Here is a 13,431-nt window from a genome sequence, read left to right as displayed (position 1 = left end):
CGAATGCCCTCCTCGCAGGTCGCCGATGCGCTGTATGCCGCTCACAAGTCCCGCGCCACCGGGCTGCTGAAGCTGCATTCGGGCGGGCTGCACTCCTCGTTGCTGTTGCGCGAGGGGGACCTGGTGGGCGCGCGGCTCGGGTTTGGGTATCAGAGTCCGACGCAGGCGTTGCTCCAGCGGGGGATGCTCGGGGCCGAGGCCCTGGATGCGCTCTGGGCGCGAGGGGGCGCGGCGGCCCCGGACGAAGAGCTGCTGGAGGAGTACGGGCTCGAGCCCGACGTGGTGGTGGAGCAGCAGGTCCTGGCCCAAGTCCGTCGGCTGAGTGAGCTGGCGGAGGGCGCCGAGTTCGAGCCCAGCGCGGTGGAAGGGGAGTTTCGTCCCATCGCGGGGACGCGGGTGGTGCGAGCCGCGCTCGAGCCGATCCACGCGGACGCACCGAGGGCGCGGGTGTACCGCTGCATGGATGTAGCAGCGTGCGAGCCCTGGACCGCGGATGCGTCCGAGTTGGAGTTGCTCGGGACGTTGGAGACGTTCCGGCGGCCGGAGTCGCTGACCGCGGCCCAGGAGGCCCTGCTCCACGTCCTAGAGCGAGAGGGGCGGCTGGAAGCGCTCTCCGTGGAGGAGTGGGACGCGCGCGAGCGGGCCCGGCTGGCGGAAGAGGCGCGAATCGCGGAAGCGCTTCGGTTGGAGGAAGAGGCGCGAATCGCGGAGGAGCGCCGGCTGGCCGAGGAGGCTCGGCTGGCGGAGGAAGCGCGGATCGCTGAGGCGCTTCGGTTGGCGGAAGAGGCGCGTCTCGCTGAAGAGGCGCGCATCGCCGAAGAGCTTCGGTTGGCGGAAGAGGCGCGTCTCGCTGAAGAGGCGCGCATCGCCGAAGAGCTTCGGTTGGCGGAAGAGGCGCGTCTCGCTGAAGAAGCACGCATCGCCGAAGAGCTTCGGTTGGCGGAAGAGGCGCGTCTCGCTGAAGAAGCACGCATCGCCGAAGAGCTTCGGTTGGCGGAAGAGGCGCGTCTCGCTGAAGAAGCACGCATCGCCGAAGAGCGCCGGTTGGTTGAAGAGGCTCGTCTCGCGGAAGAAGCACGCATCGCCGAAGAGCGCCGGTTGGTTGAAGAGGCTCGGTTGGCGGAAGAGGCGCGCATCGCTGAAGCGCTGCGACAGGCCGAAGAGGCTCGGCTGGCGGAAGAGGCGCGTCTCGCTGAAGAGGCACGCATCGCCGAAGAGCTGCGCTTGGCCGAAGAGGCTCGCATCGCTGAAGGGCTTCGGTTGGCGGAAGAGGCACGGGTCGCAGAGGCGGCGCGTCTCGCTGAAGAGGCACGCATCGCCGACGAACTTCGGCTGGCTGAAGAAGCGCGCATCGCCGAAGAGCTGCGCTTGGCCGAAGAGGCGCGCATCGCCGAAGAGCTTCGGTTGGCGGAAGAGGCACGTCTCGCTGAAGAGGCACGCATTGCCGCCGAACTTCGGCTGGCGGAAGAGGCACGGGTCGCCGAAGAGCTGCGTTTGGCTGAAGAAGCGCGCATTGCCGAAGAGCTTCGGTTGGCGGAAGAGGCGCGCATCGCCGAAGAGCTTCGGTTGGAGGAAGAGGCACGTCTCGCGGAAGAGGCACGTATCGCCGAAGAGCTTCGGCTAGCGGAAGAGCTGCGCTTGGCGGAAGAGGCACGTCTCGCGGAAGAGGCGCGCATCGCCGAAGAGCTGCGCTTGGCGGAAGAGGCACGTCTCGCTGAAGAGGCACGTCTCGCTGAAGAGGCACGCATCGCCGAAGAGCTGCGCTTGGCCGAAGAGCTGCGCTTGGCCGAAGAGGCACGTCTCGCTGAAGAGGCACGCATCGCCGAAGAGCTGCGCTTGGCCGAAGAGGCAAGGGTCGCCGAAGAGCTGCGCTTGGCGGAAGAGGCACGTCTCGCTGAAGAGGCGCGCATCGCCGAAGAGCTGCGCTTGGCCGAAGAGGCGCGCATCGCCGAAGAGCTGCGCTTGGCCGAAGAGGCGCGCATCGCCGAAGAGCTGCGCTTGGCCGAAGAGGCACGTCTCGCTGAAGAGGCACGCATCGCCGACGAACTTCGGCAGGCGGAAGAGGCAAGGGTCGCCGAAGAGCTGCGCTTGGCGGAAGAGGCACGTCTCGCTGAAGAGGCACGCATCGCCGAAGAGCTGCGCTTGGCCGAAGAGGAGCGCATCGCTGAAGAGCTTCGGTTGGCGGAAGAGGCGCGCATCGCCGACGAGCTTCGGCTAGCGGAAGAGGCACGGGTCGCCGATGAGCTTCGCTTGGCGGAAGAAGCACGCATCGCCGAAGAGCTTCGGTTGGCGGAAGAGGCCCGCATCGCTGAATCGGCGCGTCTCGCCGAAGAGCTGCGGTTGGCGGAAGAGGCACGTGTCGCCGAAGAGCTGCGCTTGGCCGAAGAGGCGCGCATCGCCGAAGAGCTTCGGCTGGCGGAAGAGGCACGGGTCGCCGAAGAACTTCGACAGGCGGAGGAAGCGCGTCTCGCAGAAGAGGCTCACATCGCCGAAGAACTTCGGCTGGCAGAGGCGGCACGGGTTGCCGAAGAGCTTCGGCTGGCGGAGGAGGCTCGGGTCGCCGAAGAGCTTCGACTGGCGGAAGAGGCTCGTCTTGCTGAAGAAGCGCGCATCGCCGAAGAGGTTCGGTTGGCGGAGGATGCTCGCGTCGCCGAAGAACTTCGACTGGCCGAAGAGGCACGTCTCGCTGAAGCAGCACGCGTTGCGGAAGAGCGTCGACTGGCGGAGGAGGCACGGGTCGCTGAAGAGCTGCGCTTGGCCGAAGAAGCGCGTCTTGCTGAAGAAGCACGCATCGCCGATGAGTTTCGGTTGGCCGAAGAGGCTCGTGTCGCTGAAGAGCTTCGGTTGGCCGAAGAGGCTCGTGTCGCTGAAGAGCTTCGGTTGGCGGAGGAGGCGCGTGTCGCCGAAGAGCTTCGGTTGGCGGAGGAGGCGCGTGTCGCCGAAGAGCTTCGGTTGGCCGAAGAGGCACGTGTCGCCGAAGAGCTTCGGTTGGCCGAAGAGGCTCGTGTCGCTGAAGAGGCACGTGTCGCCGAAGAGCTTCGATTGGCCGAAGAGGCACGTGTCGCTGAAGAGGCACGTGTCGCTGAAGAGGCTCGTGTCGCTGAAGAGGCACGTGTCGCCGAAGAGCTTCGATTGGCCGAAGAGGCTCGTGTCGCCGAAGAGCTTCGGTTGGCGGAGGAGGCGCGTGTCGCCGAAGAGCTTCGGTTGGCCGAAGAGGCTCGTGTCGCTGAAGAGGCTCGTGTCGCTGAAGAGGCTCGTGTCGCTGAAGAGCTTCGGTTGGCGGAGGAGGCTCGTGTCGCTGAAGAGCTTCGGTTGGCGGAGGAGGCACGTGTCGCCGAAGAGCTTCGGTTGGCCGAAGAGGCACGTGTCGCCGAAGAGCTTCGGTTGGCCGAAGAGGCTCGTGTCGCTGAAGAAGCGCGCGTTGCCAAAGAGCTTCGGTTGGCGGAGGAGGCGCGTGTCGCCGAAGAGGCTCGTGTCGCTGAAGAAGCGCGCGTTGCCAAAGAGCTTCGGTTGGCGGAGGAGGCGCGTGTCGCCGAAGAGCTTCGGTTGGCGGAGGAGGCGCGTGTCGCCGAAGAGCTTCGGTTGGCCGAAGAGGCTCGTGGCGCTGAAGTGGCTCGTCTTGCTGAAGAAGCGCGCGTTGCCGAAGAGCTTCGGTTGGCCGAGGAGGCTCGGCTCGCTGAAGAGGCGCGACTCGCTGAAGAGCGTCGACTGGCCGAGGCGGCTCGCTTGGCGGAGGCCACTCGACTCGCGGAGGCTCAGCGTCGCGCCGAGGAGGCCCGTCGCGCGGAGGCCGCTCGCCGCGCCCACGAGGCCCGCATCGCCGAAGACGCACGGCGCGCCGAGGAAGCCCGCCTCGCAGAAGAGGCTCGCGCGGCGGAACTGGCTCGTCGCGCCGAGGAGGCCCGCAAGGTCGAGGCCCAGCGCCTCGCCGAGGCCACCGCGCCCCGTGACCTCCCTCGTCGCGCGGAGCCTCCTCGCCGCACTCGCGCCCCCGCTTCGCCTTCGGCTCCTCCGGTCCTCACTCCCGTCGCGGTGCCCGCTGCCCCCGTTGCCCAGGCGGAGCCGGAGCCGCTGTCGCTCGGGCCCGAGGACATCATCTCCTCCGAGCCTCAGCCCCAGGCTCCTGCGCAGGCCGCCGCAAGCCTCGACCTGCCCCTGACCGAGAACTCCGACGCCATCCGGGCGGCTCGGGAGCGCGCGCAGGCCGCCCTCGTCCAGGACATGCAGGAGGCCCTCCGGCGCTCCGCCACGCAGCCGTTGGACCCCTGGCTCGCGGACGAACCCTCCCCCCACGCCGCCCCGCCTCCCGCCGAGTCGGAACTGCCGCTGTTGGAGGCCGAACCCGAACCGGGACCCGAGAACTGGGGCGATGTCATCCCGGCCTCGCCAGCCCTTCCGGACTCCGAGGCGCCTCCGACCGCCCCCGTCGTCCCCGTCGAGACCGACCCGACCCCGGACCTCTGGGCCGTCAAGCCCCCGCGCTTCCCGTCCTCAGCGCCACCTCCGCTCCGGCTGGGGCCCCAGGCCTCTCGGGCGGGGGAGGAGGACCTCTGGCGCATCGTCGCGTTCGACAAGCCCGCCGAGCCCGCCGAGACGCTCACCGCCTCCTTCGAGGCCGCGCTCCAGCAGGTGGATGCCCACCTGGAGGCCCTCGTCCGCTCGGACGTTCGCCTGAGTGGCGGGGATGTCAACGAGCCCCCGGTCGAGGCCATTGTCGAGGCCACGTTCGAGGCGCTGGATCCCCTCGGCTTCGCCCCCTTCCCGGGTGACAACGCCAGCCCAACTGGCCAGACTGCCCCCGAGTCGTTCGAGGATGACCTGGACGACTGGGACTTCGACGAGGACGACGTGGCGGCAGATCCCTCCAATCCCGACGAGGCAGCGAAGCTCCGGCGCCAGCGCCTGCTGAAGCGCGCGATGGAGAACATGGGTGTGCTCGGCTCACGTCCCGCCGCGCCCACCGGTGCCGCGCCCGTCACCGAACCGGGCCCCTCCGCCGCCGCCGAGCCTCCCACGGAAGCCCCCAAGGGCGACGAGGTCCGGCTCGCCCAGCAGATCGAGCAGCGCTACGCGGACCTCCAGGGCAAGCGCGACCACTTCGCCGTGCTCGGCGTTCCTCAGGACGCCACGCGGGACCAGGTGAAGAGCGCGTTCCTGCGCCTCGCCAAGCTCTTCCACCCGGATCGCCTGCCGCCGACCCTGCCGCAGCTCGCCCCGAAGATGACCTCCGTCTTCGAGTCCATCCGCGAGGCCTACGAGGTCCTCTACGACGACGCGCGGCGCAAGGCGTACGTCCAGCAGACGCAGGCGCCCCAGGCTCCGGCGAAGCCCGCGGCGGGACAGGCCTCGGGGCGGCCCGGCGCGCGCACGGACAGCCCGCCCGACGACCTCTTCAAGATGGGCGAGGTCTACTTCCGCAAGCGGGACTTCGCCGCGGCCACGGACCATTACGAGCGCGCATATGCGCAGGACCCGCGGCCGGTGTACCTGGCGGCGCGCGCCTGGGCCATCTACATGGACCCGAGCCGCAAGGCGGACATGCCCAAGGCCAAGCAGCTGATGGCGGACGCCGTGCGGGCCGACCCCAACTGTGACCGGGCGCACTATCAGCTCGGGGTCATCGCCCGAGTCGAAGGGGATATGGATCGCGCCGAGCGGCACTTCCGGGACGCGGTGCGCTCCAACCCCAAGCATCTGGAAGCCAACCAGGAACTTCGCCTCATCGACATGCGGAAGAAGAATCCGCCGAAGAAGGGCCTGTTCCGGTGAATCCCCCGTCTGCCCGGTGCCGGCCGGGTGCGCGGGGCGTCCCCGGCATTGACACACCTTGAAACCGGGTCCGATGCTCCGCCCGGTCTCCCCGTCCTACTCCGGCCCTCCGCATTGAAAGGCAAGCAACGTGGCCAAGCAGCACCTGCTCCTGGTCGATGGTGACGCGAAGAGCCTTCGCGTGATGGAGGTCAGCCTGAAGAAGGCTGGCTTCTCCGTGACGACGGCCATTCACGGCAAGGATGCGCTCGAGAAGGTCCAGATCAGCCCTCCGGACCTGGTGCTGGCGGACACCAAGATGCCGGAGATGGACGGCTTCGAGCTGTGCAAGACGCTCAAGTCCGACGAGCGCTTCAAGTTCATCCCGTTCGTCTTCCTGACGAACCAGAAGTCGGTCGAGTTCAAGGTGCGCGGCCTGGAACTCGGCGGTGACGACTACCTCACCAAGCCGATCTACATCAAAGAGATCGTCACCCGCGTGAAGATGATCCTCCAGAAGGCGGAGAAGGAGAGGATCGAGAAGCGCGAGACGACGAAGGGCGGCTTCGCCGGCAGCCTCGCGGACATGGGCGTGGTGGACCTGGTCCAGACGTTCGAGATCGGCCGCAAGACGGGCGTCATCTCCATCCAGGGCGAGCGCGCGGGCACGGTCTACTTCAAGGAGGGCCGCGTCATCGACGCGGAGCTGGGCCGGCTCAAGGGCGAGAACGCCTTCTACCGCCTGCTCAATACCTTCGAGGGCCAGTTCGAGGTGCAGTTCACCACGCTCGACCGCCCCGAGCGCATCGAGGTCTCCACGCAGGGCTTGCTGATGGAGGGCATGCGCCGGCTCGACGAGTGGGGCCGGATGCTCGAGCAGCTTCCGCCGCTGGAGACGGTGTTCGAGATTGATTACCACCAGCTCGCGGACCGCCTCTCGGAGATCCCCGATGAGGTCAACGGGCTCCTGCGCTTGTTCGATGGCAAGCGCGCGCTCAGCCGCGTGGTGGAGGACTCGGACTTCGAGGACCTGGCGGCGCTGGGCATCATCAGCAAGCTGTACTTCGAGGGGCTCATCCGCGAGCTGGGCAACGCGCCGCAGGAGCCCGTGCACAGCGGCAAGCCTGGCATCGAGCAGTGGCTGAACGCGGCCCCCGCGCCCAGCGCGCCCGCCGAGCAGGAAGTGGTCCCCGCCGTCACCGAGCCCGAGCCGGTGGCCGCCGCCGAGCTGACGCCCGTGGCCACGCCCGAGCCCGTCGCTCCGGTCGCGCCCCCCGCGCCGACGGTGCTGGCGCCGCCCGCGGGCGTGGAGGACGTGCCGCCCGCCCCCGCGCAGCCCGCGGAGGTCATCATCTTCCCAGCGCGACCCAAGCGCTTCGAGGAGGAGTCGTCCGACGACGTGAACGCGGAGGTGCCGCCGCTCGCGCAGGAGGGCTCGGCGTTCCTCGTGGAGCCTCCGCCGGCGCACCTCGCGGTGGAGCAGGCCCGCCGCAGCCTGCTGCTGGATTGGAGCCGCGTGGACACGGAAGGGCTCAGCGCGCCCAGCACCTGGGGACCGGGCTCTTCGTGGGCACCGGGCCCGCGCGCGCGCTCGTCGCAGCCGCCCTCCGCTCCGGCTTCGTCGCCGCAGGGTGATCCGGCGATGTCGCGTGCGCCCATCTTCGGCGGTGCGGCGATCGCGCCCAGCCCGCTCGCGAACGTGCCGCCGCCCACGCCTGCCCCGCCGTCGTCCGAAGTCACCTGGGTGAGCGGCAATCAGGTGCCGCCTCCGCTCGGGGGGCCGGTGGGCGAGGCCGCGGAACTTCCAGTCGCGCCGCCGCAGCAGCTCGCGCTGCCGCCGTATCCGGGCCATGGCGTGCCCACGCCCTCCATCCCCATGGAGCCAGTGGACCTGGCCACGCTGGAGGCCCAGGCCGAGCCGCCGCGCGCCGCGCCTCTGTCGCCGGAGCCCGTGACGCCAGCGTCGCCTCGCGGCGCGCCGGAGCCCGTGAAGGCCCCGGCGGCCCCGGCACCCGTCGCGAGTGCGCCGGACGTGGACGATGCCGCCCTGGCCGCGGCCGTGAAGCCCAAGCGGACCGGGTTGTTCATCGGGGTAGGGGTCGCGCTCGTTGCCCTGGTGGCGGCCCTCGTCGCGATGCGCAGCGGTCCCACGCCGCAGCCCACGTCCACGCCCCCGGTCGAACAGGCCCATCCGACTCCGCCGAAGCAGGCCCCCCCTCCGACGACGGCCACGCCCACGACGACCGCTGCACCGGCAACCCCGCCCCCGCCCACGAGTGCCCCCACCGTGGCGGACGCAGGCCTCGCCACCGGCGCCCAGAAGCCCGAGGAGGAAGAGGACACGACGCCTCCGGCTCCCAACGTGGACCCGGAAGTCGCCTATGCCGAGGCCATCAAGGAGGGCCGCTCGGCCATCGTCTCGAAGCGCTTCAAGACGGCGCAGGGCAGCTTCCGCAAGGCGCTGACGCTCAAGCCCGCCTCCATCGAGGCGAAGTCCGGGTTGGGCTACGCGCTGGTGAGCGGCAACTCCGCGTCTGAGGCGAGCTACCGCGAGGCGGCGAAGTTGCTACAGGACGTGGTCCGCGAGGAGCCGAAGAACTCGCGCGCCTGGCTGTCGCTCGGCATGGCGCTTCAGTTCTCCGGAAAGAATCCCCAGGCAACCGAGGCCTACAAGAAGTACTTGTTCCTGGAACCGACGGGCGCGTCGGCCGGTGAAGTCCGCCAGATGCTCAAGTCCATGGGCAACTAGGCGGCCGGCCGCTCTCCTCCCGTCCTTCCTGGAGTCATCGTGCTCATCCTCGGTCTGGAAACCTCTTGCGACGAGACGGCGGCCGCTGTCGTCGAGGACGGCCGGCGCGCGCTGTCCGACGTCGTCTCCACCCAGGTGGACATCCACCGTCGGTGGGGCGGGGTGGTGCCCGAGCTGGCCAGCCGCAACCACATCGTGCAGGTCATGCCCGTGGTGCACGAGGCCCTCACGCGCGCCGGGAAGACGCTGTCGGACATCGACCTCATCTCGGTGACGTCGGGGCCGGGGCTCATCGGCGCGCTGCTGGTGGGGCTCCAGGTCGCCAAGGGGCTGAGCCTCGCCACGGGCAAGCCGTTCGTGGGCGCCAACCACCTGGAGGGCCACCTCTTGGCCATCCGGCTGCTGGAGGATGCGCCCGAGCCGCCCTTCCTGGGGCTCGTGGTCTCTGGAGGCCACTCCAGCCTCTACGAGGTGCAGGACTTCGGGCGCTATCGGCTGGTGGGCAGCACCCGCGATGACGCCGCGGGCGAGGCCTACGACAAGACGGCGCGCATCCTGGGCCTGCCGTACCCGGGAGGACAGCCGATTGATGAACTCGCCCAGCGTGGCAACCCCGAGGCCATCCGCTTCCCGCGCGCGCTGCCGGGCGACAACTTCGACGTGTCGTTCTCGGGGTTGAAGACGGCGGTGCTGCACCACGTGCGCAAGCACGGCGTCCCGGAGGGGCAGGCGCTGTCGGACCTGTGCGCGTCCTTCCAGGAGGCGGTGGCGGACGTGCTGTCGAAGAAGCTCGTCGCGGCCGCGCGGCGGCTGGGCCACCAGCGCCTGGTGCTGTGCGGCGGCGTGGCGGCCAACTCCCGGCTCCGCGCGCTCTGTCAGCAGCGCGCCGAGGAGCGGGGCCTGCGCATGTACCTGCCGCCGGTGCGGTTGTGCACGGACAATGGCGCGATGATCGCCGTCGCGGGGTATGAGGCGTGGCGCCGCGGTCTGCGCGGCGACTTCCGCCTGGCGGCAGACCCCGCCTGGCGCATGTGAGAGAGAGCAGGGGACACCGAGTGGAATCGCCGCGAGACATCCTCAAGCGCCATGGCCTGCGTCCCAAGCACAGCTGGGGGCAGAACTTCCTCGGGGACGAGGAGGCCCTCCAGGACATCGCGGACGCGCTCGCGTTGCGCGAGGGCGAGCCCGTGGTGGAGCTGGGCCCCGGCCTCGGGCACCTGACGCGCTTCCTCGCCGCCACGGGCGCGCGCGTCACCGCGGTGGAGCGCGACCGCGACATGATTGCCGTGCTGGAGAAGGAGGCCATCCCGGGCGTGAAGGTCGTGGCGGGCAACGCCGCGGACGTGGACTTCGCCCAGGTGGCCGGAGTGCCCGAGGTGGCGGTGGCTGGCAACCTGCCGTACCACCTCTCCAGCTCCATCCTCTTCCAGGTGCTGGCCCAGCGCACCCACGTGACGCGGGCGGTCTTCACCCTCCAGAAGGAAGTGGTGGAGCGCCTGGCCGCCGAGCCGGGCAACCGCGACTACGGGCTGCTCACCGTGCTGCTCGGCCTGCACTTCCAGGCGGAGCAGGTGCTCACGTTGGAGGCGTGGCGCTTCCACCCGCCGCCGAAGGTGGACTCGGCCGTGCTGCGCCTCACGCGGCTTGCCGCGCCGCGCGCGCCCATCACGGATGACGCGCGCTTCACGCGGCTGGTGAAGTCGGCCTTCGCGCACCGGCGCAAGACGCTGCTCAACTCGCTGAAGTCGGACTCGGAGCTCGCCTCGCCCGAGCAGCTCGTCGCCGCGCTGGCGACCGCGGGCGTGGATGGCACGCGCCGCGCGGAGACGTTGTCGCCGGAGGAGTTCGCGGCGATCGAGCGTGCGCTGGGGCCTGTGACGAAGTGAACAGCGCGCGGTGCTGGGCTCAGCGCTTGGGGCCCAGCGTCGCGAGCAGGCCGCCCTGCTGCTCCAGATAGGCGCGGAACTCGGCCTCGGGCAGACGCATGCGCGCGAGCACCGCGCTCAGCACTTCATCCACGGTGCCCTCGGGGCGGCGCTTCAGCTCGAAGGCCACCTTGAGCAGCGCCACGCCGTAGAGCGGGTCCACCTCGGCGGGTGAGGGTGCCTTGGGCGCGAGGGCTTCCTTGCGCTCCTCCAGTCGCACCACTGTCTTCACCCGCTGCCTGCCGCTCATCGAGCCGAGCACCCTTCGCGTGACGTGGAAAGTGGCGGGCGACCGTAGGGGATGCGCTCCATCAGCGTCAAGGCCGCGCGAGCCGGTGAAAATTGCCGGTCGCGCGCGACCATGTTGTGTTATCCGCCCCTCGCTCGTGTGTCACCACCGGGGTCGGGAGGCCTCGGCCGATGGACTACCGCTACATCGTCGTCGAAGGCCCCATCGGCGTGGGGAAGACGAGTCTCGCCAACATCCTCACGGAGCGCCTCGGTGGACGGCGCATCCTCGAGGTGGTGGAGGAGAACCCCTTCCTGTCGAGCTTCTACGCGGACCGTCAGAAGTTCGCGTTCCAGACGCAGATCTTCTTCCTGCTCTCGCGCTTCCGTCAGCAACAGGAGCTGTTTCAACAGGACCTGTTTCGCTCGGTCACCATCAGCGACTACCTGTTCGCCAAGGACCGCATCTTCGCCAACCTCACGTTGGCGTCGGATGAGCTGGGGCTCTACGACCGCGTCTTCGAGGCACTCGGGCCTCGGGTGACCAAGCCGGATCTCGTCATCTACCTCCAGGCTCGCCTGGACGTGCTCCTGCAGCGCATCAAGAAGCGCGGGCGCGAGTTCGAGCGGAAGTTCGACGCGGGCTACCTGGAGTCGTTGACCCACTCCTACAACGACTTCTTCTCCCACTACACGGAGACGCCGCTCTTGGTGGTGAACACGTCGGACATTGACTTCGTGAACCACGAGCCAGACCGCGAAGACCTGCTGAAGGCCATCGAGAACGCGCGCACGGGCACCCAGCACTATCTGCCGCAACCGTCAAGGCGAGGCTGAGAACAAACGCCCGTCTGGATGCTTGCTCGACTCCGGGCCCCACGCGAGGCCCGAGGGCGTTAGAGTGGCGGACGCGGCACCCATGTTTCCGGCGATCCCCGAATGGGGACGGTGAGAAGCGGACGGTCCGCGCGCAACTCAACCCACCCGCTACATCCACAGGAGGTGAACCATGAAGGACAAGGTCACCATCCACACGCTGAAGCGCCTCAAGCAGATCGGTCAGAAGATCTGCATGGTCACCGCATACGACGCCACCTTCGCCCACATCCTCGACGATGCCGGCGCGGACGTGCTGCTCGTCGGTGACTCGCTGGGCATGGTCATTCAAGGGCACGACTCCACGCTGCCCGTCACCATGGACCAGATGGTGTACCACTGCGCGGCGGTGTCCCGCGGTGCGCGCCGGGCCCACGTGGTGGGCGATCTCCCGTTCATGAGCTACCAGGTGTCGCCGCAGGAAGCGGTGCGCAACGCCGGGCGGCTGGTGTCGGAAGGCGGCGTGGGCAGCATCAAGCTGGAGGGCGGCGCCGAGTTCGCCGACACCGTGCGAGCCATCGTCCGGGCCAGCATCCCCGTCATGGGCCACCTGGGGCTCACGCCGCAGTCCGTGCACCGCATGGGCGGCTATGTCGTCCAGGGCCGTGACGAGGACACCGCGCGCAAGCTGCTGGAGGACGCGCTCGCGCTAGAGGAGGCCGGTGCCTACTCGCTGGTGCTGGAGGGCGTGCCCCTGGAAGTCGCGCGCACCATCACCCAGAGCCTGAAGATTCCGGTCATCGGCATTGGCGCGGGTCGCTACTGCGATGGTCAGGTGCTCGTTTGCTACGACCTGTTGGGCATGAACCCGGACTTCAAGCCCAAGTTCGTCAAGCGCTTCGCCAACCTGTACGGCGCCATCACCGAGGCCACGGGCACGTTCTTCTCCGAGGTGCGTCAGGGCACGTTCCCGGATGAGGAGCACTCGTTCAAGGCGAGCAAGAACATCCGCCTCGTCGCCAGTCTCCCTGGCAACACGAGCGTCGAGGAGACGGCGGAAGGCTCGGGCGAGAAGGTCGGGCCCATCTACGGGGCGCCGGTCTAACCATGGCCCCCATCGTCCTGCGCACCGTGGCGGAGGTGAAGTCGTGGGCCGCCGCTCACCACCGCGAGGGCCGTCGCATCGCCCTGGTCCCCACCATGGGCTACTTGCACGAGGGCCATCTGTCCCTGATGCGCGAGGGACGCCGGCGCGCGGACGTGGTGGCCACCTCCATCTTCGTCAACCCGACGCAGTTCGGTCCCAACGAGGACCTGAGCCGCTACCCGCGTGACTTCGATGGAGACCTGGGCCGCTGCGCCAGTGCGGGCGTGGAGGCCGTCTTCGCCCCGGAGCCCGGCGAGATGTATCCGCCGGGCTACCAGACCTACGTGGAGGTGACGGACGTCAGCCAGGGGCTGTGCGGCGCCCGGCGTCCGGGACACTTCCGCGGCGTGGCGACCATCGTCGCGCGCCTGTTCACCCTGTTCCGCCCCCAGGTGGCCCTGTTCGGCGAGAAGGACTACCAGCAGCTCCAGGTCATCAAGGCGCTCAACCGCGACCTGTACCTGGATGTGGACATCGTCGGGATGCCGACGGTGCGCGAGGCGGATGGACTGGCCATGAGCAGCCGGAACGCCTACTTGTCCGCCGAGCAGCGGCAGCGGGCCCTGGCCCTGTCCCGGGGACTCCGGGCGGCCCAGGCCCTCTACGCCTCGGGGACACACGAAGCCCCGGCGCTGGTGGAGGCCGTCCGTCGCGAGCTGCGAGCGGCGGACCTTCGAGAAGACTATGTGGAAGTGATGGACGCGGAGCGGCTGGTGCCCCTGTCCACGGTCGCGCCGGGCCAGGCGGCGCGCGTGCTGGTGGCCGCCTTCAGTGGCGCCACGCGGCTCATCGACAACATGCCCCTGGGCGGATAGGAG

General features: G+C 69.2%; 8 protein-coding genes. 7 read left to right on the top strand and 1 reads right to left on the bottom strand.

Going from position 1 to position 13,431, the window contains the following annotated elements; translation table 11 throughout:
• Positions 1-3 precede the first annotated feature (3 nt).
• From KRR26_RS19045 to rsmA, 4 genes are all read left to right on the top strand, one after another.
• Complete coding sequence (locus KRR26_RS19045; RefSeq protein ID WP_217080471.1) at positions 4-5,769, top strand: DnaJ domain-containing protein; 5,766 nt, start codon at positions 4-6, stop codon at positions 5,767-5,769.
• Between the two features lie 130 nt (positions 5,770-5,899).
• The gene (locus KRR26_RS19040; protein ID WP_217080470.1) at positions 5,900-8,497 is read left to right on the top strand and encodes a response regulator; all 2,598 of its coding nucleotides are present in this window, start codon (positions 5,900-5,902) and stop codon (positions 8,495-8,497) included.
• A 36-nt stretch (positions 8,498-8,533) separates the two neighbouring features.
• Positions 8,534-9,532 carry a tRNA (adenosine(37)-N6)-threonylcarbamoyltransferase complex transferase subunit TsaD gene (gene tsaD, locus KRR26_RS19035; RefSeq protein ID WP_199723663.1) on the top strand — a complete coding sequence of 333 codons (999 nt, stop codon included), beginning with the start codon at positions 8,534-8,536 and terminating at the stop codon, positions 9,530-9,532.
• Positions 9,533-9,552: 20 nt separating this feature from the next.
• Positions 9,553-10,383: a 16S rRNA (adenine(1518)-N(6)/adenine(1519)-N(6))-dimethyltransferase RsmA gene (rsmA, locus tag KRR26_RS19030; protein ID WP_120202107.1), complete on the top strand. Its 831-nt coding sequence runs from the start codon at positions 9,553-9,555 to the stop codon at positions 10,381-10,383.
• Between the two features lie 19 nt (positions 10,384-10,402).
• On the opposite strand, the gene KRR26_RS19025 is transcribed toward rsmA, so the two are convergent.
• The gene (locus tag KRR26_RS19025) at positions 10,403-10,672 is read right to left on the bottom strand and encodes a hypothetical protein (protein ID WP_120202105.1); all 270 of its coding nucleotides are present in this window, start codon (positions 10,670-10,672) and stop codon (positions 10,403-10,405) included.
• 170 nt (positions 10,673-10,842) lie between these two features.
• On the opposite strand from KRR26_RS19025, the gene KRR26_RS19020 reads away from it, so the two are divergent.
• The 3 genes from KRR26_RS19020 (at position 10,843) to panC (ending at position 13,428) form a co-directional block, all read left to right on the top strand.
• Positions 10,843-11,487: a deoxynucleoside kinase gene (locus tag KRR26_RS19020; protein WP_120202102.1), complete on the top strand. Its 645-nt coding sequence runs from the start codon at positions 10,843-10,845 to the stop codon at positions 11,485-11,487.
• A gap of 172 nt (positions 11,488-11,659) precedes the next feature.
• Positions 11,660-12,571 carry a 3-methyl-2-oxobutanoate hydroxymethyltransferase gene (panB, locus tag KRR26_RS19015; protein ID WP_120202099.1) on the top strand — a complete coding sequence of 304 codons (912 nt, stop codon included), beginning with the start codon at positions 11,660-11,662 and terminating at the stop codon, positions 12,569-12,571.
• A 2-nt stretch (positions 12,572-12,573) separates the two neighbouring features.
• Positions 12,574-13,428, top strand: a complete 855-nt coding sequence (gene panC, locus KRR26_RS19010) for a pantoate--beta-alanine ligase (protein ID WP_217080469.1) — start codon at positions 12,574-12,576, stop codon at positions 13,426-13,428.
• Positions 13,429-13,431: the final 3 nt, after the last annotated feature.

This window comes from Citreicoccus inhibens (genome assembly GCF_019039035.1).
In the GTDB taxonomy this organism is placed as follows: Bacteria; Myxococcota; Myxococcia; order Myxococcales; family Myxococcaceae; genus Citreicoccus; species Citreicoccus inhibens.
Note: the sequence above shows the minus strand (reverse complement) of the source record. Positions and strands in the feature narration are given on the sequence as shown.